Raw genomic sequence first — 22708 nt, 5'->3', positions numbered from 1 at the left:
CGTATTACTCCTGAGATGCTTCTTTAAACACACCTATTTTCCGCAGACCCTTTATAGCAAATTTACCAACCACTGGGATGGCTTCCATATCGCTTTCCAAAATTCCTCTCACTAATAAAAGAACTACTATATAGGCAACAGCACCTACAAATACAGAACTTAATGTTGCAATAGCATTACTAGACAGCTTAAACATGATCAGATGATAGGTCGCATAAATTATCACTGCCATTACCGCCGCGGCCATGATATTTTTTGCTACCTGTTTAAACTCTATTTTATACCCTATATATTTATGAAGAAAATATAAATTAATAAGTGCGGCAATTCCTATATCCGCAGCTGTTGCCCATGCAGCTCCCATAATTCCCAGCGAAGGCTGCGCTGTGAGCGTCCAATTCAAAATGACTTTGGCAATTGCCGCAATAATCATATTCACCATGGGAACCGTAGGATGCCCCAGTCCCTGTAAAACAGCTGTGGTAATCTGGTGTAGACCTAGTAGAACTATCGAAAAAGCCGATACCCATACAGCTGGTCCAGCTCCAGGAGCATTATAAATAAGACTAGCTATTGGTACTGCTAATATAAAAACAATTACAAAAGCCGGGAAACAAATAAAATTTGCTATGCGTATCGCACCAGCAGTCTGTTTGAAACAGCTATCATAATTTCTCAGCATCCGTGCTTCTGAAATAGCCGGCACAATACTTATTGCTAGTGCCGCTGTCAATATCGTGGCCAGATTGACCAGCGGCACCGCCATCCCTGTCAAATACCCGAATAACTTAGTTGCTTCATTGACTGTGTAACCAGCCACTTCAAGTCTTTGCGGTACTATCATCAAATCAAGATTAGCCACAATCGGCAGCATAATACTTGTTGCTGAAACAGGTAATGATAATTTGAATATTCTTTTCATTATCCGGCCAACCGATTCAACTTTCGTATTAGGTGGAGGAGCAAGATGTGTTCCATATTTCTTACTGATATCTTTGTTTAACTGCCAATGAAAATATATTAAGACAAGCAGACCAGCCACAGCTCCAGCTACAGCTCCCAGACTCGCTCCAGCAGCAGCATATTCCAAGCCATAAGGCAGTAAAAGCTGTGCAAACAATATCATCGTTATAACACGAAAAATCTGTTCTACGATCTGCGATACCCCTGTTGGTGTCATTCGTTGCCAGCCTTGCAGATAACCACGTGAACTTGCTAGAATAGTAACAAAAAATATTGCTGGAGACAATGCCACAACCGCATAATAAGCACGTGGATCCCGGATAAAATGCCAGTCTATAAGCCATTGCGCACCAAAATATGTTAACAAACTGCATAAAATACCTGTAAAAAACATCAATGTCATAGATATATGAAAAACCCGTTTGGCACCCCATATATCCTTTAGTGCCACATGTTCAGCTGTAATTATAGAAATAGCAATTGGCACTCCAGCAGTAGAAATATTAAACGCCAAAAAGTAAATGGGAAATGCCATTTGATATAGCCCTATTCCCTCTCCACCCAAAACACGTGACACAAATATCCAGTTCAATGACCCTATAACCTTAACAACGATTCCGGCTACTGTTAATATAAGTGTTCCTTTTAGAAAGGATTTATTTTTATCATTTTCTTTTTCAGTAGTAGTTTGTGTATTTATCGTCAGCACCTGCTTCATTTTAAACAAAACTTTTATTTTCCTTTTTTACTGAAATTATATATAATATATTCAACAGCAAATTCATTCATAATTATAACCTTTAAATGTTAACTTAAAAATTATAGCATTTATCTTTAAACTACGCTAGTATAATTTATATTTAAAAATATTACCGCTGTTAGAAAATTATTATTCCGAGGGACTTGTAATGGAAAAAAATATTATAGAATTTAATACATCAATAGGCAGAAATAAGCCAGAAACAATTATTAACAAAAATGCTAAATGTCCCTTTTGTGATTATACTCATCTTGAAAACATCATTGATACCTGTGGTGAATTAACATTACTAGAAAATAAATACAATGTTTTAGAAGATGCTTATCAGACAGTCCTTCTAGAAACACGCTATTGTGGAAGTGATATTCCTGATTACAGTAGGGAGCATATGCACAGACTCATACATTTTGGCATCAGACACTGGTTTGCTATGCTTGATTCAGGCAAATATAAATCTGTACTATTTTTCAAAAACTATGGTCCATTATCTGGTGGTACCATGCGCCATCCCCATATGCAGATAATCGGTCTAAAGCATACAGAGGCTTCACTAATGTATGAAAAAGACGAATTCATTGGCATTCCCGTCGCTAAAAGGCGCCATGTAGAACTCAATGTATCTACGCAACCGCGCCTGGGTTTTTGTGAGCTAAATATCCTTACAACAAATAACAGTGAAACTGATACTATTGCTGATTTTATAAAAATATCGGTCGACTATATAATGAATCATTTTAACAAACGTTGTAAAAGTTATAATATATTTTTCTATCGAATTGATGGCTATATTACTGTGAAAATAATGCCTCGGTTTCCTACTTCACCACTTTTTATTGGCTACAATCTACGGCTGCGCCCTAATAATCTTCATGTAATAGCAAAAGAAATGCAAAAATTATATTCCAATGTTTTATAACAACGACTAATTCTCTTGTCATAAACAGTCCCATAGATGTTACAATGGTAAGTTATCCCTATGGGACTTCACTTCGGATATGGCATTGCCCGTATAAAAAATATTCCACCTCTCTACAATGGGCAAAAAACTATATTATTAGGTACTTCGGTATACAGCAGTCTTCGCATACTGCTAAAATTAAACCATAAATTTAAATTTGGTCTGTATAATTAAGATTGAATTTTCGTTATTTTTTGTTTATTTTCAAAGGATTTTATTATGCCTATGTTTAAAAAACAACTTATTATACTACTTCTCATAACCGCCGCAGCAACTGTATCCATATTTTACACTCATTACCATACCAGCAGTGTTTCCCTGGAAAACAAAACTTGTATCACTCCTAGCGGAGAACAAAATAATACCATTGTTGTCTATGTAACAGGTGCTGTAAATAAACCCGGTGTCATTACTCTGCCCGCTGGAGCGCGCATCGTTGATGCAGTAAAACAGTGTGGGGGTTTGAGCGAAACAGCTGATCCACAGGGTATTAATTTAGCCCAAAAAATACAAGACGAAATGCAGATAAAAGTTCCGGTAAAAACATCTATTGAAACAAACAGTGTTAATTCCTCCGACAAAAACCAGGAAAAAGTTAACATTAACACTGCCGATGCCACTCAGCTCAGCAAGCTTCCCGGGATTGGCCCAGCTATGGCCTCCCGCATAATTCAGTACCGCCAAAAAAATGGTGCTTTTAAAACTATAGAGCAACTGAAAAATGTACATGGTATAGGTACTGCCAAACTGACAAAAATAAAAGACAGGATTCTGTTATGAAATATGGCCAATATCCTCTATTTCTGGAAAACACTATTTTTATAAGTCTTATGTCCGGAATCATTTCTGGTACATATTTTCTCTTTTCCCTGAAAATTATTTCTATTATAGTGATTATATTATTTATCCTTTCATTTTATGGTACCATAAAAAAAAATAAATATACTTTCTTAATTATAATTTTACTATTTTTTACCATTGGTTTAGAGCGCTGCCTTCTATATCAGGACATTCCTACTGATAATATTTCTATGCTCATAGGTCGGCAGCAAGAAATAACCGGTATAGTACAGGATGAACCTCAGATACATAAAGATGCTGTTGGCTTTTACCATATTACATATAAAATGTCTGCATTAAGTAGCAATGGCAAAACCACCAGTGGTGGTTATTATCTATATGTCCGGCAAAAAATTCTGCCCACAGCATCAATCGGTGACAAAATAGCTTTAACAGGAAAAATATGTAAATTATCTTCCTATAAAAATCCTGGACGCATTGATACCATAGCAACAGCCCGGCAGCAGAATATATTTGCTGCCGTAACAGCTCACAGCAACATGAAAATAACTAAACTAGATATCCTGCCTTTTGCCAAGAAGATGGCTGAAATCCGTGAAAATATCCGTGCTTCCATGAAAAAAATAATGCCAAACGCTGATGCAGCAGCTATTTTTGCCATGTTATTCGGTGGTTATGCTGGAATAGATCCTGACCTTTTGGATTCATTTACCACCACCGGCATAGTTCATATATTATCTGTTTCCGGCTCGCACATTACACTTTTAGCCGGAACCATTATCGGATTTGGACAAATATTCCATTTAAAAAAATGGCTAATTTTTATTATATTATCTTTTATAATAATTGTTTATTCTTTTCTTTCTGGGATGGTTCCTCCCGTTGTAAGATCGGCCTCAATGGGTATACTTTCCTATGCCGCCCTTACTTTTGGACGGGAAAGTCACTCCCGTTATTTGCTCACCCTTGCCGGCCTTTTTATGCTCATTTTTTCGCCAGGTCTTCTATTTGATGTGAGTTTCCAATTATCCTTTGCCGCTACTGCCGGTCTTCTTTATGGTGCCCCTTTTTTCCGAAAATTACTTTGCTTTATGCCACCATTTGCAGCACTACCATTATCCATAACTTTAAGTGCTCAATTATTCTGTCTGCCATTTCTATCATGGTATTTCCATACCATATCACTGAGTTCCTTACTTGCCAATATTGTTGCTGTTCCCATCGTTGATGGTATTATTATATTAGCTTTATCCGCTATTATCTTAAATATTTTTTTCCCTTTTCTCAGCAGTATTATCTTGATAATATGCAGTCTGCTGCTTGGATTTGTTCACGAAACAACCAAGTTTTTATCTATTCTGCCGGCAAGCAGTGTTTATCTGCCTTATCTTACACTGCCCGGCAGTTTATTATATTATATTGCTTTTCTTATTCTTTTATATAAACCGTACCGCGTTTTCTGCATTAACAAAATAAAAATGCATAGCCTTATTTTCTCCATATTTCTTTGTATCTTAACAACTATTTTTATTTACAATATCTTAAAACCACATGAACTTACTATTCATTTTATTGACGTGGGCCAAGGTGATGCAGCCCTCATAATAACACCACATCAAAAAACAGTGATGATTGATACGGGAGGCAATCCCCGTGGGGATTATGATCTTGGCAAACGCGTAGATATTCCTTATCTCTATCACTATGGTGTAACTTCTCTTGATTATATATTTCTAAGTCACATCGACAGTGACCATGCCAAAGGAGCTGGCAGCATCATTCAAAAGCTTCCAGTAAAAAACGTTTTTATCGGTCACGAAAATCGTATCCAATATGCTGCCTTGTGGCATATTCCACCCCAAAGCGATATAATGAATAAAGTAATTCCTGTAACTACTGGCCAAACATTTATTGTTGATGATGTAAAGTTCACGGTACTTTATGCCGGAAAGCCGCAAAATAAAGATACTACTAATGAAACTTCTGTTGTCATCAAAGTTACATATAAAAATTTCAGTGCCCTTTTTACCGGTGATTCACCAGCAGAAGAAGAAAAAACTTTAGTTAAACAAAATACAGCTGATCTATCTTGTACAGTTTTAAAAGTAGCTCACCATGGTTCAAATACATCTAGTAACATGCTCTTTTTAACCAAAGTGCATCCCAGATGGTCTGTAATATCAGTCGGTGCTGATAATAAATACGGTCATCCTGATATAAATGTATTAAAGCGGCTGCATGCTGTCGGCAGCAAAATTTATCGAACTGACAAGAATGGAGCTGTTGTATTTTCCACAGATGGTTACAGATGCAGTATTCATCCTTATATTAATTAAAAGGACGTGTTCTATTTGCAGTATAAAGATGCTCTGAGAACTTTACAAAAAAATGACTTAAAAAGATTGTATTTAATTGCCGGTGAAGAAAAATTTCTTACAGATAAATTTTTCCGGGCGTTAATTCATAAACTTTTACCTGAAAACAGCAATGAAAATAGCCAAACTTCCATAAGTAAATTTGACGATACAGTTTCTATAAATAGTATTATTGAAGCTTGTTCTACCCTGCCTTTTTTTAATAAGCAAAATATTATACTGGTTCATAATAATAATCTGCTCAAAGACAAAAAAAGCAAAACTGCTGAAAATCGAGAAAAACAATTGCTTAGTTTATTAGCAAATATTCCCGACTTTACCACCTTGATATTAGAAACAGATGAAAAACCTGATAAGAGACGTAAAATATATAAAGCTATAGACAAATACGGCTGTGTTGTAGAAACTAATCCTATACGTGCCTATAACATAAGTGAATGGCTCAACGACAAATTCAGGGAAATGCATAAACGCCCTGATACCCAAGCATATCATTATTTATTATCTACTATCGGACTTATGCAAAAAATTTCTTTGGGATTTCTCGACAAGGAACTTGACAAGCTTTCCCTTTATACAGACAAGCAAATTATAACCAAAAATGACTTGATAAACATATTATCTGGCCTACCGGAAATATCCGTCTTTGCTCTAGCTGAAGCCGTGGGAAACAAAAATGTAAAAGAAGCTTTATTTTTGTTAGAAAAAGAGAAAAATGCTGGAGCCAATCTCATAAAGATTTTAGTAATATTAACACGCCATATCAATCAATTATGGAAAATTAAATATTATCTATTGCAAGGCTTAAGTAAACAAACTATTGCCAGAAACATCGGCCTTGTTCCGTTTATTGCAGAAAAATTAATGAACCAGGCTCAACATTTCGATATAAAATCACTGCGGACTGCTATAGTAAACTTTGCCGATGCTGATTATAAAATAAAATCTGGACAAGACACACCCATTTTATTTGAAGATATAATAATCAGATTATGTGAAAATTAAATTTTTCCCGGTAGAAATATATCTTATTCTAAGAAGCAGCAGCCCAATTTGACAATTTGTCTATTTTCTCCTTATGTACTTTGTAGTATAATTTATAGGACAAGCAGCATTCGATAGATCTTTATTATCTGACTGCCAGATATTTGTAATTATTCTATCGTTTAAAACTTAAGGATTTATCTGCCGCTCAGCATAAAGAATCATGATATATTCACATTCATGCCACCTAATTTCATTATTATATGCATATAGTAGGGCAATACTTAGATCCTTTAGTAATTTTTTTAGAGGAGTACTATATTTTGAGTAATACCTTAGATAAAATAGAAAACAAACTATTAAATAACGTACGATTGACAAAAGAAGACGGCTTAGCACTTTATGCTTCTAATGATCTAGCCAGAATTGGGTATCTTGCTGATACCATGCGAAAAAAAATAAGCGGCGATTATGTATACTACAATATAAATCTCCATGTAAACTTAACTAATATTTGTGTCGGACAATGTAAATTTTGCGCTTTTGGTTGTAAAAAAGGCAGCAAAAATGCTTATGCCCTCACTAAACAGGCTGTTATTGCTATGATAGATAAAGCTGCACAAAATCCCGCTATGAAAAACCTTCATATTGTCAGCGGACTGCATCCTGACTGGCCTTACGAATATTATCTGGATATAGTAAAAACTATCAAAAAAACTTTTCCTGCATTACATTTAAAAGGCTTTACCGGTGTAGAAATCATGCATTTTGTAAAAATCAGCGGTAAATCTATACGGGAAGTTTTAACTGAGCTTATTGCTGCCGGACTGGAAGCAATGCCCGGAGGAGGCGCGGAAATTCTTGATGACAATATACGCCAAAAACTCTGCCCTAATAAAGCCACTTCCGCTGAATGGCTGGAAGTAGCCCGTACTGCTCATAAATTGGGAATAAAAACAAATGCCAGTATGCTTTATGGTCACATAGAAACTATAGAGCAACGCATAAATCATTTAATCACACTACGCAATTTACAGGATGAAACTGGCGGCCTACAGACTTTTATCTGCTTTCCTTTCCAGCCTCATAATACTGCCTTGGAAAAAAGCATAACACGAACCAGTGTCTGGGATGACTTAAAAACGATGGCGATCAGTCGTCTTATGCTCGACAATGTCCACAACATAAAGGCATACTGGGTAATGTTGACTCTTCCTATAGCTATGCTGGCACTTGGGTTCGGCGCAAATGATATTGATGGAACTATCGGTAATGAAAAAATCATGCATGCTGCCGGAGTCAGCTCACAAAAAGCACTTTCAAAAGATATATTAATAAGGACAATAAAAGAAACTGGACGCATTCCTGCTGAATGTGATTGTAACTTCAATATTATTCGTACATTTTAATGATAAGTGAGGTACACCATGAACAATTTGACTATTGCTGAAAAAAAAGCTGAAAACGGCTCTCGCCTAAACTTTGATGAGGCAATGCTGCTTTATAACAATTCTTCTATCTTGGATCTAGCCCAGTGGGCAAGGGCCGCAAAAGAAAGACACAGCAAAAAGGACGTATATTTCAATATTAATCACCACATAAATCTAAGCAATACCTGTACTGCATTATGCCCATTGTGTGCTTTTTCTGTAAAACCAGGCAGTAAAAAAGGCTATCTATTATCTTTAAAGGATATTGCTGCATCGGTCAAAGCTGCCTGGCATAATGACCCCCATTTAACAGAAATACATGTTGTCAGTTCCTTATATCCCGATATTAATTTTGAATATTATATTCAAGTACTGCAAACAATAAAAAACATTCTTCCTCAAATCCATATACAAGCTTTTACACCCGTTGAAATTGCTTATTTCGCTAAAATCAGCAGCTTTTCTATAAGACAAGTCCTGCAAAAATTAAAAGCCGCCGGACTGTCTTCCCTTCCCGGTGGGGGTGCCGAAATCCTAGATGATAATATCAGAAAAATCATCTGCCCTGAAAAAGCTTCCTCCGCAGAATGGATAAATGTTGTAGAAACAGCACATAGTATGGGAATACCTACTAATGCTTCTATATTATATGGACATATCGAATCCAAAGAACATCGCCTGCACCATCTATTCAAGCTGCGCGATATTCAGGACAAAACTAACGGATTTAATGCCTTTATCTCTTTTCCTTTTTATCCACTGCATACAAAATTAGCTTTAAACTATATCATAAAGCCAGTCACCGCATGGGAAAACCTTAAATTTATTGCTATTTCCCGCCTTATCCTTGACAATATTGATCACATTAAGGCTTTTTGGATAATGCTTACTAAAGAAATAGCACAATTATCCCTGGTTTTTGGTGCCGATGATTTAGATGGTACTGTAGGCAAAGAAAAAATCATTCATGCCGCCGGAGCTAAAGAAAGCAATATGATGACAAAAGATGATCTCACCCACATAATTCAACAGGCGGGCTATGTTCCAGTGGAACGTGATTCCTTATATAATCCAGTAAATAAAAACTAAATAAGGAGTATTTTTTATGGAAAGATTATCTGACAAGAAAGCCATCTCGCTATTAAAGAATGGTGATATACTGGCCTTAGGACAGCAGGCTGATAAAATTCGCCGGCAAATGCACCCTGATAATATCGTAACTTTTATAATTGACAGGAATATTAATTATACTAATATTTGCATAAACGAATGTAACTTTTGCGCTTTTTACCGCCCGCAAAACGACCCAGGTGCATATTTATTATCTATAGATGATATATTAAAAAAGGTACAAGCCACAGTTGACGCTGGTGGAACACAAATAATGCTGCAGGGTGGACTGCATCCTGATGTAGATTTTCAATATTATATTGATGTTCTCCGGGCCATAAAAAGGAAATTTGACGTTGTCATACATTCCTTTACCGCTACGGAAATATTACATTTCAGTAATATCACGGGCTATTCTTTCACTGAAGTATTAAAACGGCTCCAAGATGCCGGACTTTCCTCTCTTCCCGGCGGCGGAGCTGAAATTCTTGTTGACAGAGTACGACAAATAGTCAGTCCTAAAAAAATAATGACTAATGACTGGCTTGATATTATGCGCTGTGCCCACAAGATCGGAATGAAAACAACAGCCACAATGGTACTTGGTCTAGGCGAAACAATTGAGGAACGCATTGAGCATATGCAAAAAATACGCCAGCTGCAAGATGAAACCAATGGGTTCCGTGCTTTTATTATGTGGACTTTTCAACCAGGGAACACCAAACTAGGCGGTAAAAAGACATCTTCCTGGGATTATTTAAAAACACTGGCCGTGTCACGTCTTTATTTTGACAATATCAGCCATATTCAAGGTTCTTGGGTTACGCAAGGCAAAAGCATAGGGCAAATGACACTGGCATTCGGTGCTGATGATCTTGGCAGTATTATGCTGGAGGAAAATGTTGTCAAGGCTGCTGGAACATCGCATCAAATGTCAGTAAATACTATGTCTGACCTCATACGCAAAGCTGACAAAATCCCCGCCCAGAGAGATACAGCTTACAATATCATAAAGATGTATGATTGACTACTATACAAATCTATTATATATAAACGGAGGTAAATTATTTGATTAAAAAAATCATTCCTTCAGCAGAATTTGCCATAATCGGCGGTTCCGGTACCTTATCCAGTAATTTCCCGGCAAATACAACTGACGAAGATGTGCATATTCTTGCTGACAATCTGATTTTTGATACACCTTACGGCCAATCATCTGAACTGCGTTTATTTTCAGTTGCCGCTAAAAAAATACTTACCTGTAAAATGCATGGCTGGCGCAGCGGTGTAAGTCGTGCTGATGCTTCAAGACAATTATTCTGGATATTTCGTGAAGCAGGCGTAAAAAGGATTATCTCTGAAGGCGGCGTGGGAACAATAAACAAACTATTGGACACGCGCGACTTTCTCATTCCTGATGATTATCTTGATTTATCTGTTCGTAAAGATGTCGGACTCGAAGGCAAGTATCTACTGGTAATGCGTGATGCACTTTGCCCACAAATACGAAAAGCACTTATTGAAACAACAAAAAAATTTTTTAAGGGACGTATTTTCACTCGTGGCACATATGCCAATACAGACGGTCGCCATTTTGAAAGTCCTGCCGAAATTGCTATGCTAAACGGTCGTGCAGATATAGTGGGACAAAGCATCTGTCCGGAAGTTTATCTGGCACGCGAAATAGGTGCCTGCTATGCAGGATTGTATTATGTAGTTAATTATGGTGAAGGTATACGAAAATCTTGGTCACATGATGAATTGGAAGACATATTTTATGATGACGCACCTATGATTGGTAATATAATCCTCAATACTATACGCAGTCTGCCAGATAAACGGTCCTGTGAATGTCTTTCCCTGCGAAAGGAAACCTTACTGAAAGGTATCTACGATGAAACATAATTCACTGTTTATTTTCGTGTTTTCTTTGTTTTTTGTCTTACTATTTCCCGCAATATCATATGCCTCCGGCAGAACAACTTTACTACTGCCTTTTACTGGTAATTTTGGGAAAATCGCAGCGATATTACTACTGATTTAATGACTGCTTAATTATCTGATCAATCAATTTTTGCATTAGTTAACTATAAAAATTTATCTATAACCATATTATAAAGACTCATATAAATATAGGTTTGCGTATTTTTATATCGTAAACTTCTGATACATGGAGGATTTTCCTAATGTCTAGCAACACCCAAAAGTTCCATGACTATACAATAAAAATTATTTCTGGTGATGGCAGTACCACTCGTAGTATCCATCTTACCGCAAAACTTTTGCAATATGGATTAGTTTCCCTTATCATCCTTGTATTGTTATTGCTTGCAGGATTTTGTTTTGCCGGCTATACTTTTTTTTCTAATAAAGTAAACCAGCAAACAATTTTGCAACTACAGAAGGCTAATACAATCCAGCAAGAACAGCTCACTGATCTGGCACAAAAAGCCAGTAAAATGCAAGATACTTTGAATAAGCTGACTTCTACAGAAAATGAGTTAAAATCCATTGCTAACATAAATATTCAACCAACCGATAATGTTGATAAATTAGGAAAAGGTGGGCAAGGCGGTCCATGGATAGCCCCCAACACACAAAACTTATCTGAAGTTCTTTCCAACATTCAAAAACAAATGACTGTACACCAAAAAAATTTAGAAGATCTTCGTCAAGCTCTTATGGTAAAACACAACGAGCAGGAAACTGCCGTTAAAAAAGCTTATACTATTCCTCTAGGATGGCCTGCAAAAGGAACAATAACCTCTCCTTATGGTTTTCGCTGGAATGGCACTGACTTTCATCCAGGCATTGACATCGCCAATAATTATGGTACACCAATCCGAGCTACTGCAGATGGAATAATAACTGCAGCTGGCTGGAATTCCGGTGGCTATGGAAACATGGTCGATATAAACCACGGACACGGAGTAATGACCCGTTACGGACATGCCTCGAGTGTTGTCGTATCAGTAGGACAACATGTACAGCGTGGTCAAATCATCGCTTATATGGGCAGTACCGGATTCAGTACTGGACCTCATGTTCACTATGAAGTGCGTATTAACGGTCGACCTGTAAATCCAGCTGGTTATTTATAATATGGAAAAATAGGAAATTAACTTATTATCTAAAGCAAATACACTATAGCATATTTATACGCTATAGTGTATTTTGTTTACAAGATTACTATTTTTTATAATATATTTTCCTATTTATTATGAAGAAATCTTTCCAATGTAAAAATATACAAAATAACTAAAAATATATAAATTAAATAATATTTTTTATTATTTATAGGTATTTTGTATACTGTAATACAATTCAATACATATTTTTTATAAATATATATTCTTTTACTTATAATCCACCATTATAATTACAATTATACATTATATTATTTTTATTACGTTTCGTTTTTCTTATGTATATTTATGCCATATATGTATATTATACATATATTTTTATATTAACAAATACTTATTCTAAGCAAAATGCTTAAAGAATACAATATTTTACGGATAAATAGGAATTTTTTTATTGACAGTATAAGAATACATTAATATAATTATATATGCGTCTATATTCATATTTTAATCATTTTATATAATTATATAGCAACATATGTTTTTTGGTAATGGAATTTATGCCTTTTATTGCGACAAGCAAATCAGCATCGATGCTGATGCATCATATATTGGTTTATTGCCAATATATGATTTTTTAGTCTGTAAATTTAATATCTTACCTGATGCTATTGATATTGTGTATTATTTGGGGGCGAACTATATGTGTAGAATAGGTTCAATAAAAAGTAAAGTAGCTTTTAGTCCATCAAAAGCTTTATATCTTATGCTGCCGCAGCAAGAAGGCCATGATAATTCCGGTTTTGCCATGGTTATGCAGGATTTATATGGTATTTTTACACCATATAAAGATAAACCACTGCTTTCATTAGCTTGCACGCAGCGCGGCGCACAAATGGTCGAAGACTTTATGGACAGTCATAATTTTGAACAGGTTTCAGAATGGATTCCAGTACCAAATGACCAGCCGGGGCTTGATATAAAAGCAATGCCATATTACATTTTCCGAAATTATGACTATCCTGAATATTATCGGGATAAACCAATGTCAGAAAAAGAAGAATTACTTTTAGATATCCGATTAAAATTACGTCAGATTCTGGAAAATGCCGATGAAGGCTATGTATATTCCTTCTGGCCTGATGTCCTGACGCTCAAGGAAATTGGTGATCCACGTGATATAGCAACGTATTTCAGACTTTGGGATGATAATGGCTGCCTAATGGCAAAAAGTATTGTTGTTCAATGCCGTCAAAATACCAATTACGATATTGTGCGTTATGCTGCTCACCCTTTCTTTCTGCAAGGCTATACACTTTGTGCTAATGGTGAAAATACATTTTATACCAAAAATAAAGAATTTCAAAAATCTCTGCATCGAGGATATGTTGGTTTTGAATCTGATTCGCAAAATTTTCTTTATACACTTCATTATGTACTGCATGAACTAAAATGGCCGATAAAATATTATAAGGATGTTATTACGCCCCTGCCTTTCGCCGAAATCGAACAACGTGAAGACAAAGATGTATTAAAAGCCATTAGACAATCTCTGGCGCATTTGGAAATAAATGGCCCTAATACTATCATTGCCAACCTACCTGACGGCCGCATGCTTACCTGCTGTGATTCCAAAAAACTTCGTCCTGTCGTTGTTGGAAGAACTGATACAACGGTTGCTATATCTTCAGAAGTCTGCGGTCTAAACGAAATTATGCCTGATCGTGATATGACAAAAGATATTTATCCTAATGAAAGAGAAGTAGTTGTTATTGACAATGATCTGGAGGTGCAAAGATGGAAGCAATAAAAATACAGGATATTGGTAAAGCCGATTTAAAATGGAATATTGAATATATTGCTGAACGCTGTACAATGTGCGGCAGCTGTATCTCCACCTGTACAATAGGAGCCATACAAGCCGGGGTCATGCGTGTCGATAAAATTTATTCTGAAGATATAAAACCAAATCCTTTACATTCGCATAAAACTATACCAGTAATAAAACAGGTTAAAAATATTGCCAATGCTTGTATCGGCTGTGGTATGTGCGAAAAAGTATGCCCCAATAATGCTATCAAGCCTGTACGGAATTATGACAATCGCCAGACATTATTATCACGCGACGATGGCCCTATAAAACGCGGCGGCAGAACTAATCTTAATGCACAACGCACACTTGATCATATAATCGTCGGACGTATCAGTCAAATGACTGACCCCGCACTTGATTCGCAGCGGCATACTTTTGATATCAGAGCTCCTTTTGGCCGTGTACTGCCTGCTAAATCCCTTCCTTTTACGCTAAAGGACGGTAAACTAACAATGGCCCACAAGGCACCTCCCGTACGCTGGATATACCCGCTCATCTTTTCTGATATGTCAATTGGAGCTTTATCCACACGCGCCTGGGAAGCTGTTGCCATGGCTACAGCTTATCTTAATGAAAAATGTGGTCTTCCAGTCCGCATGAGTTCTGGTGAAGGCGGCATGCCCAGCAAATTACTGGAATCGGAACAGCTTAAATACATGATACTGCAAATTGCTTCTGGACATTTTGGTTGGAACAGAATAATAAAAGCCCTGCCTAAAATGAAAGTAGACCCTGCCGGTGTCCTCATAAAAATTGGGCAAGGAGCAAAACCAGGCGATGGAGGGTTACTACAGGCAGCCAAAGTAGCTGAACACGTACAAGCCATCCGCGGCGTTCCTAAAGCCACCCTGTCCTCTCCGCCAAATCACCAGGGACTATACTCCATAGAAGAATCTGTCCAAAAAATGCACTTATCATTAAATGCTGCTTTTGGCTTTAGAGTCCCTGTTGCTATAAAATGTGCTGCCTCTGCAACATCCGTATCCGTTTACAATAATTTGCTACGTGATCCCTATCAGATATGCGGTGGCTTCTTTATTGACGGAATACAAGGAGGTACTGGGGCCGCTAATGAAATCTCTCTTGATCATACAGGCCATCCGATTGTATCTAAAATTCGTGATTGTTATCTTGCTGCTGTAAGACAAGGCCTGCAGGGACAAATTCCTCTCTATGGAGGCGGAGGTATTGGCATGACCGGTAATGCCGCTGCCGATGCTTTCAAAATGATCTGCCTCGGTGCTAACGGTGTATTTATCGGCAGACTGCTTACTCAACTATTAGGCTGTGTAGGCAATGAACACGGACGCTGCAATGCTTGCAATACCGGCAAATGCCCAACAGGCATCTGCACTCAGGACCCTCGTCTCGTGAAACGCCTTGATGTAGACCGCGGTGCACAGAAAATTGTTGATTATGTCCTTACTTTTGATAAAGAACTACGTAAACTTATGGCACCTATTGGTAACAGCTCTTTACCTGTAGGACGCAGCGATGCATTGGTATCAACCGACAAGGCCATTGCCGAACAATTAGGTATTCAATACGTATGCTGAGGAGGAACAGTAAGATATGTTTAAATTAGATACGATAAAAGGACATGACCGCATGTCCACTCAGGATCTGCTACTTGCTATAGGCAGTGCTGTAGCTGATGGCGAAACAGACTTTGAAATAGCTGCCTCAGGTCAGCATGATATCGGCGGTCCATTATGGCATCCTGAAGGTAAAAAACTTCATTTTCATGTAACAAATGCGGGACAGCGGCTCGGGTCAATGTGTCTTAATAATACAGAAATCATCGCTGATGGTTCAGTATCGGCAGATGTCGGCTGGCTTAATGCCGGCGGAAAAATAATAGTAAACGGTGATGCCGGAGATACTGCTGGTCATTGTTCTGCCGGTGGGAAAATATATATCGGCGGCAGAGGCGGCACTCGTACAGGTTCTTTAATGAAGCATGACCCACTTTATGAAGAACCAGAATTATGGATATTAAAAAATGTAGGCAGTTTTTCTTTCGAATTTATGGGTGGCGGCCGCGCCGTAGTATGCGGATTCGACAGTGAAAATTTCACTTCCGTACTCGGTGAACGTCCCTGTGTTGGTATGGTAGGCGGTACTGTTTATTTTAGAGGCCTTTCACACGATCATCCTGCTGATATCATGCTGGAAGAATTAAATGATAATGACATTACTTTCCTTAACAACGGCATGGATGAATTTCTGGCATCTATCAATAAGCTGGATTTGCGAACGGAATTATCCGATTGGAAACAATGGCACAAATTAAGTCCTTTATCTTTTGAAACCAAACAAAGACAATCGGTAAAACATACTGACATGAAAACTTTTCGCTCAAATGAATGGATAAAGGGTGGGATGTTCAGTGATGTTGCCGTAGATGATTTTGCTGTAAAAAACTTGGTCGAAAAGGGACTCTATCGTCAGCGCGTTCCCATGTGGAACAATGCCAAATACGCTGCTCCATGCGAATTTGCCTGTCCTGCCCATATTCCTACACAACTGCGCTATAAAATGCTGCGTAAAGATAACCAGGAAGAAGCCGTAAAGCTCATTCTTGAATATACTCCATTTCCCGGCTCTGTATGTGCATCAGTATGTCCTAATCCCTGTATGGAGGCATGTACCCGCGGAAAAATTGATGAAGCAGTACAAATTGGCTCCTTAGGTTTTCAATCAGTATATACAAAAATAACTATTCCTGACAAAAAAACCGGTAAAAAAATTGCCGTTATCGGTGGTGGCGTTGCCGGTCTGGGAGCTGCCTGGCAGCTTATCCAGCGGGGACATTCCGTAACAGTATATGATGACGCTGATGCAATCGGCGGTAAATTAGAACAGGTAATTCCCCGTGCCCGTTTATCCCATGAATTATTACAGGCAGAATTAAAACGCATAGAAACTGCCGGCGTAAAATTTGTTCCCAAATGTAAAATAGACAAGGACAAATTTACTGCCTTGCAAAAAGAAAATGATGCTGTTATCCTGGCAACAGGCGGACATAAGTCAAGATACTTCCCTTGGGAAGGTGCCGAAAAATTAATCATGGGCTTATCTTTCTTAAAGGCAGTAAATCGTGGTGAACATCCTAAAGTTGGCAAAAATGTCATTGTTATCGGCTGCGGAAATTCGGGAATGGATACAGCCCGTGGTGCCTATGATATGGGAGCAGAAACTGTCACCTGTATTGATGTGCAAAAACCCGCTGCTTTTGCCAATGAAATTGACCATATAGAAAAACTAGGCGGCAAACTTATCTGGCCTTTTATGACCACCAAAATAACTGATGAAGGTATTTACGATAATACTGGCAGATTTGTAAAGGGTGATATGGTCATCGTGTCTATCGGTGAAGCACCTATTTTAGATTATCTCCCGCAAAATGAGCAAATAAAGAAATTCCGCGACTGGCTCGTCCCAGCAAAAGACAATACCATCATGGATGGCGTTTTTGCCGCGGGTGATATCATAAAACCAGGCCGCTTAGTAGATGCTATCGGTTCAGGAAATAAAGCAGCTTATTACGCAGATGCTTACGTCATGCAAAAATCAGTGCCTGATTTCCCTGAAAAAAAAGAAGTTCCTGCACAGACATTAGGCAAAGAATTCTTTGAGAAATATCACCATGATGATATCCCTGAACCAACTGGAGATGTAGACCGCTGTGTAAGCTGCGGGACCTGCCGTGACTGCAAAACCTGTCAAAAAGCATGTCCGGAAAAAGCCATTGATAGAATAGATCACGGTATGGGAATTATCGAATATAAATCCAATCCGGCAAAGTGTATCGGCTGTGGCATCTGCGCCGGTATATGCCCTTGTGGTATATGGGAGTTAAAAGCAAATGATGAACCTATAAAAATGTACCGCACCGGTGAAACAAAATAGGAATACACGATCTGATATTATAATTTAATAATTGACCGAAAATCGATAGCGGGGTTGTCGCATCAAGTAATTTTACTTCAGCGGCAACCTCATTCCTTTATAGCAGAAATGGACAGTATAGCAACCAGATTGGCATCAAATAAAAGCACAGCATATCTATTTGAAGAACACCTTTTAGTCAGGGATGTTTAAATGGCATCACTTTTATAAGCAATGCCATTTAACTATATATTTTAAAATTATTTTCCGGTGTTAAGAACACTGTATGTTCAAAAGATAATTTACCTACCCAAGGATGATTTATCACTTTTTTTATCTCTTTTTCCGCTGCCACATCATATAACGTGAGCAATCATATTCGTATTCGCCAATTAAATGAAAATGCCCGCAGCCGCAATACTGCTGTATATATGATAACGTTTTTTTAGGCGGGGCAACCGGTTCATTTACCGGTGCCTGAGTTTAGCACTATACATGGATTGGCAGCTGCCTGCTGGCTTTATCAAGCCAAATAATTGCCTTAATAATATATTTCTATAGTCTTAAATAAAAAAAGTCAGTCATTAATAATTTTTATTAATGACTGACTTTTTTATATGCTTTTATTTTATTCATTACTAATAATAATATTTGTATTTTTAATATTTTGTTTACATTTTAATAACAATCATATGTACACTCTATGTTACTGTTAATGTATGTGAGTCTATCCAATAGTATTGGATACGGTAGAGGGGAACATAATGAAAATAGAACTGAAACATATTTACAAAAATTTTGGGGGACAAGCTATAATCTCTGATTTATCTATGATAATAGAAGAACATTCTTTTACTGTAATTCTTGGCCCATCCGGATGTGGTAAAACAACGCTGCTGCGTATGATTGCAGGGCTTGAGCAGCCTGACAGCGGGGATATTCTATTTGATGATAAACTCGTTTTTTCAAAAGAAAATAATATTTTTATACCTCCGGAGAAACGAGACCTTGGTTTTGTATTTCAAGACATGGCTCTATGGCCGCATATGACTGTATATAATAATGTGGCTTTTGGCCTTCGCATGAAAAAGAAAAAGAATACTATACCTCAAATAGTACCAGACATATTACATGCTGTCCATATGGAACATTTTTCAGAACGGTATCCCGATCAGTTATCCGGCGGGCAGCAGCAACGCGTCGCTTTAGCTCGTGCTATTGCCTGCACAACCAGCTGTATTTTATTTGACGAACCAATGTCAGCACTTGATGCCATACTGAGAATTGAAATGAGGAAGGAACTGCAGCGTTTAGCTGCTAAATTTCATGTGACTTCTATATTAGTTACGCATGATCAGGAAGAAGCAATGAGTATGGCAGATCATATAGCTGTATTATCCAGCGGTATTCTTCAGCAATACAACACGCCACGTTCTATCTATGAAAATCCTGCTACTTTATTTACAGCTTCTTTTATTGGAAAATCCAACTGGCTAGGAGAAAATCAAATGTTTCGACCTGAATCTATCCATATGTCCAGGCAGCAGGGAGACCTTTCCTTCCGTACTGAAGTAGAAAATGTACATTATATGGGTGGATATTATGAATTAAACCTCCTTTACAGAGATAAAATCTGGACTATTTATACTGATAGCCAGCGGGAAAAAGGAAGTATTATTAATATATATATATCACCAAATAGTATTATTAATATAAATGGGGGAAAAAAGAATTGAAAATTTTTGGGAGAAGAATAATCGCAATACTCGTATTTATCTCGATATGTGCACTTTTAGCTGCCTGTGGAAATTCTGTAAATAGCCAGGCGGCACCCACTAAATCATCAAATAAAGTCGTTATCTATATGCCAAGCCCTGCCAGTCTTGACGATAAGCTTGCTGCTGATTTTACTAAAAAGACCGGTATTAAAGTAGAACAATTCCAAGGTACAACTGGACAAATCCTGGCCAGATTAGAAGCAGAAAAAGGAAATCCACAAGCTGATGTGATAATGCTGGCATCATGGTCTGACGGCCTGTCATTAAAAAAGCAAAATATTTTGCTGGCCTATCAACCAAAGAATGCCGATAAACTAACTGCCAAATGGCAAGATAATAACCATATGATATATGGTATAAGTGCATCTGCTGTAGGAGTTATTTACAATACTTCTATTTTTCCAAAACTTGATGCAGACTGGAATGAATTAGCTACAAATCCAATATATAAAAATCAAATGATAATTCCAGACCCTAAAAAATCAGGATCTTGCAAGGATTTTATTGATGGATGGATTACAGCAAAAGGTGACAACGGTTGGAAAATATTGCACGAAATGGCTGCTCAGGGTATGCATATCAGAGGTGCTAATAAAGCTGCTCTATCATCAGTACTTACTGGCGAAAAAGGAATATTAATTGCTGGTGTTGATTATAATGCATTTTCTTATATAAAAAAAGGCGAACCTATTGCTATTTATTATCCCAAAGGTGGTACAGTTGTAAATCCACGGCCAGCCATGATCCTGAAAGCTGCTCCTGATCAGGAAAATGCCAAAAAATTCATGGATTATCTGCTCTCGAAAGATGCCCAAAAACTAATAGCTGCAGCATATTTACTGCCCGGTCGCAACGATATTATCCAAAACAATCGAATACCGCTTTCCTCCATTACTCAAATAAAAACCAATTGGGAACAGATGACACAGCAATCAACAAAAATTATGAAAAAATTTACAGCATTGATGCACCCTGGACAATAAAATGGAAAAATACTATTATATAATAAGAAAGAATGCAACAACATGTTTTTTGTTGGGCATTCTTTTTATCCTTATTTTACTGCCTCTACTCAGTATTTTTCGAACAGCTGTATTCCCTATTGGTACATTGGATATACGCGAAGCCATAAAGGCTTGGAGTATTCCCGGGAATGATATTACTATTTTTCATTCCCTTTTGTTGGGAATACTTGTTACACTAGTTTCCTCCATTATAGCGTGGCCTGCTGCTTATTTCATATCACGGGCAACACCTGCCGTTCAGCGCTGGCTAGATATCATATTCCTGATTCCCTTCATGACACCACCTTATATTGCAGCAATGGGCTGGATACTATTTATGCAAAAAAGAGGTTTATTAGAACAAATAATGCCATCGGCTGCTACAGCAGCTGTACATTTTTTCTCACTAGAAGGACTTGTACTTGTTATGAGTCTCCATGGATTTCCCTTTCTTGTCACCATATTGAAAAATGCTATGCTTGAAATCCCAGTATCCATGGAAGAAAGTGCTGCTGTTTTCGGTGCGTCCCTTAAAGAAAGAATTATTAAAATTCTTTTCCCCTTGCTAACTCCGAGTTTTGCAGCTGGTGCATTTCTCATTTTTGTCCGTACATTATCTGAATATGGCACACCAGCAACACTCGGTCAGCGTATAGGATTTTCCGTATTCACAACAAGTATCCATGATATGGCAACATTGGCTCCAATACAGTTTGGCAGTGCCTCGGCACTGTCGATCATTCTAACAATAATCTGCCTGGGAGCATGGTACTTGCAACGGGTATCTAGTGGGAAAGGATATGATTTTAGTGGCAGAACGAAAAGGACAATCGTTCAATATGATAAACAACGTGTAATACCAATAGTCGGTAAATTATTTCTATTGTTTTTATTTTTCTGTTCGGCAATAATTCCTTGGTTTACCGTATTCTCAGTATCATTTATGAAACTACTGGGAAAAGGACTGGCACTGAGTAATATGTCATTTATTCATTATAAAGATTTCTTTTTTTCCCACAGTAATAAAGCAATGGATGCCATGGTCAATAGCTTATGTCTGTCCTTTATTGCAGCATGCATTGCTGTATTATTTGGTACAATGATTGCAATATATATATGGCATAAAAATAGTAAAACTGCCCAGTTGATAGAAGGCATCAGTTTACTTCCTGCTATGATTCCTGGTATTGTTTTATCACTTGGTATAATGATTTTCTGGGACAAAATTTCACTAATCATTCCATTATATAATACTAAAGGCATATTATTGTTAGCATATATATGTCTTTTCCTTCCTTTTGCTATCCAATATACTAAAGCTGCCCTTTTCCAGATATCTCCATCACTTATTTCTGCTGCCCGTGTTTGCGGTGCTGACTCTATATCCATATTACTGCGTATTATTATTCCTTTAATTTCACGTGAAATGTTTGCCTCCTGGATGATGATATTTATCGTATCTTTACGCGAACTAGTAGCGCCAAGCCTCATGGCACCAACTAACACACAAGTCATATCTACATTTATAATGAACGAGTTTGAGCAGGGCGATGTTTCTCTAGGAATGTGCATGGCAGTATTCTGTATGATTTTGACTCTTATTATTTTTTTATGTATGAACATATTTACTGATAAAAAACATAGACAGCAAAAATATCATATTTAATAAAAGATTAGTTGCAAAATAAAATCTAT

Annotated in this window: 16 protein-coding genes; 15 read left to right on the top strand and 1 reads right to left on the bottom strand. The window is 37.4% G+C overall.

All coding sequences use genetic code 11. The annotated features are described in order from the left end of the window. Positions 1 to 4 precede the first annotated feature (4 nt). Positions 5 to 1681 carry a putative polysaccharide biosynthesis protein gene (locus I6760_RS06490; protein ID WP_196594789.1) on the bottom strand — a complete coding sequence of 559 codons (1677 nt, stop codon included), beginning with the start codon at positions 1679 to 1681 and terminating at the stop codon, positions 5 to 7. A gap of 190 nt (positions 1682 to 1871) precedes the next feature. Between I6760_RS06490 and I6760_RS06485 the strand changes: the two genes are divergently transcribed. From I6760_RS06485 to I6760_RS06415, 15 genes are all read left to right on the top strand, one after another. Continuing rightward, positions 1872 to 2639: a DUF4931 domain-containing protein gene (locus I6760_RS06485; RefSeq protein ID WP_196593683.1), complete on the top strand. Its 768-nt coding sequence runs from the start codon at positions 1872 to 1874 to the stop codon at positions 2637 to 2639. 267 nt (positions 2640 to 2906) lie between these two features. Further along, entirely contained in the window at positions 2907 to 3461 is a 555-nt protein-coding gene (locus I6760_RS06480) for a ComEA family DNA-binding protein (RefSeq protein WP_231036131.1), read from the top strand. A 50-nt stretch (positions 3462 to 3511) separates the two neighbouring features. Further along, the gene (locus I6760_RS06475) at positions 3512 to 5818 is read left to right on the top strand and encodes a DNA internalization-related competence protein ComEC/Rec2 (protein ID WP_231036130.1); all 2307 of its coding nucleotides are present in this window, start codon (positions 3512 to 3514) and stop codon (positions 5816 to 5818) included. A gap of 15 nt (positions 5819 to 5833) precedes the next feature. Then, complete coding sequence (gene holA / locus I6760_RS06470; protein ID WP_196593680.1) at positions 5834 to 6862, top strand: DNA polymerase III subunit delta; 1029 nt, start codon at positions 5834 to 5836, stop codon at positions 6860 to 6862. Between the two features lie 302 nt (positions 6863 to 7164). Next, positions 7165 to 8250, top strand: coding sequence for an aminofutalosine synthase MqnE (gene mqnE, locus I6760_RS06465; protein WP_196593679.1), 1086 nt, complete (start codon positions 7165 to 7167; stop codon positions 8248 to 8250). A gap of 18 nt (positions 8251 to 8268) precedes the next feature. Beyond that, positions 8269 to 9360, top strand: coding sequence for a radical SAM protein (locus I6760_RS06460; RefSeq protein ID WP_196593678.1), 1092 nt, complete (start codon positions 8269 to 8271; stop codon positions 9358 to 9360). Positions 9361 to 9376: 16 nt separating this feature from the next. Next, positions 9377 to 10408, top strand: coding sequence for a cyclic dehypoxanthinyl futalosine synthase (gene mqnC / locus I6760_RS06455; protein WP_196593677.1), 1032 nt, complete (start codon positions 9377 to 9379; stop codon positions 10406 to 10408). A 41-nt stretch (positions 10409 to 10449) separates the two neighbouring features. Further along, positions 10450 to 11286 (top strand): MTAP family purine nucleoside phosphorylase, encoded by an 837-nt coding sequence (locus I6760_RS06450; RefSeq protein WP_196593676.1) that lies wholly within the window; start codon positions 10450 to 10452, stop codon positions 11284 to 11286. Positions 11287 to 11567: 281 nt separating this feature from the next. Next, a complete protein-coding gene (locus tag I6760_RS06445; protein ID WP_196593675.1) occupies positions 11568 to 12482 on the top strand; it encodes a M23 family metallopeptidase in 915 nt (304 codons plus the stop codon). A gap of 688 nt (positions 12483 to 13170) precedes the next feature. Next, on the top strand, positions 13171 to 14277 hold the full coding sequence (locus tag I6760_RS06440) for a class II glutamine amidotransferase domain-containing protein (RefSeq protein ID WP_196593674.1): 1107 nt from the start codon (positions 13171 to 13173) through the stop codon (positions 14275 to 14277). After that, entirely contained in the window at positions 14265 to 15896 is a 1632-nt protein-coding gene (locus I6760_RS06435) for a glutamate synthase-related protein (protein ID WP_196593673.1), read from the top strand. Before I6760_RS06440 ends, I6760_RS06435 begins: the two co-directional genes overlap by 13 nt. 16 nt (positions 15897 to 15912) lie before the next feature. After that, positions 15913 to 18252 carry an FAD-dependent oxidoreductase gene (locus I6760_RS06430; protein ID WP_196593672.1) on the top strand — a complete coding sequence of 780 codons (2340 nt, stop codon included), beginning with the start codon at positions 15913 to 15915 and terminating at the stop codon, positions 18250 to 18252. A 743-nt stretch (positions 18253 to 18995) separates the two neighbouring features. Beyond that, positions 18996 to 19967 (top strand): ABC transporter ATP-binding protein, encoded by a 972-nt coding sequence (locus tag I6760_RS06425; protein ID WP_196593671.1) that lies wholly within the window; start codon positions 18996 to 18998, stop codon positions 19965 to 19967. After that, complete coding sequence (locus I6760_RS06420) at positions 19964 to 20992, top strand: ABC transporter substrate-binding protein (protein ID WP_196593670.1); 1029 nt, start codon at positions 19964 to 19966, stop codon at positions 20990 to 20992. Before I6760_RS06425 ends, I6760_RS06420 begins: the two co-directional genes overlap by 4 nt. Positions 20993 to 21119: 127 nt before the next feature. After that, entirely contained in the window at positions 21120 to 22679 is a 1560-nt protein-coding gene (locus I6760_RS06415) for an ABC transporter permease (RefSeq protein ID WP_196593669.1), read from the top strand. Positions 22680 to 22708: the final 29 nt, after the last annotated feature.

The sequence above is a fragment of the Pectinatus sottacetonis genome (assembly GCF_015732155.1).
Lineage (GTDB): Bacteria > Bacillota > Negativicutes > Selenomonadales > Selenomonadaceae > Pectinatus > Pectinatus sottacetonis.
This window is presented reverse-complemented; position numbering and strand designations above follow the sequence as displayed.

What these genes read in the sequence shown, in the direction of transcription:
- I6760_RS06435 (WP_196593673.1), top strand. Translation starts at nt 14,265, where the DNA reads ATGGAAGCAATAAAAATACAGGATATTGGTAAAGCCGATTTAAAATGG.
- I6760_RS06480 (WP_231036131.1), top strand. Translation starts at nt 2,907, where the DNA reads ATGTTTAAAAAACAACTTATTATACTACTTCTCATAACCGCCGCAGCA.
- I6760_RS06475 (WP_231036130.1), top strand. Translation starts at nt 3,512, where the DNA reads ATGTCCGGAATCATTTCTGGTACATATTTTCTCTTTTCCCTGAAAATT.
- I6760_RS06440 (WP_196593674.1), top strand. Translation starts at nt 13,171, where the DNA reads ATGTGTAGAATAGGTTCAATAAAAAGTAAAGTAGCTTTTAGTCCATCA.
- I6760_RS06485 (WP_196593683.1), top strand. Translation starts at nt 1,872, where the DNA reads ATGGAAAAAAATATTATAGAATTTAATACATCAATAGGCAGAAATAAG.
- I6760_RS06460 (WP_196593678.1), top strand. Translation starts at nt 8,269, where the DNA reads ATGAACAATTTGACTATTGCTGAAAAAAAAGCTGAAAACGGCTCTCGC.
- I6760_RS06430 (WP_196593672.1), top strand. Translation starts at nt 15,913, where the DNA reads ATGTTTAAATTAGATACGATAAAAGGACATGACCGCATGTCCACTCAG.
- I6760_RS06490 (WP_196594789.1), bottom strand. Translation starts at nt 1,681, where the DNA reads ATGAAGCAGGTGCTGACGATAAATACACAAACTACTACTGAAAAAGAA.
- mqnC (WP_196593677.1), top strand. Translation starts at nt 9,377, where the DNA reads ATGGAAAGATTATCTGACAAGAAAGCCATCTCGCTATTAAAGAATGGT.
- I6760_RS06445 (WP_196593675.1), top strand. Translation starts at nt 11,568, where the DNA reads ATGTCTAGCAACACCCAAAAGTTCCATGACTATACAATAAAAATTATT.
- I6760_RS06425 (WP_196593671.1), top strand. Translation starts at nt 18,996, where the DNA reads ATGAAAATAGAACTGAAACATATTTACAAAAATTTTGGGGGACAAGCT.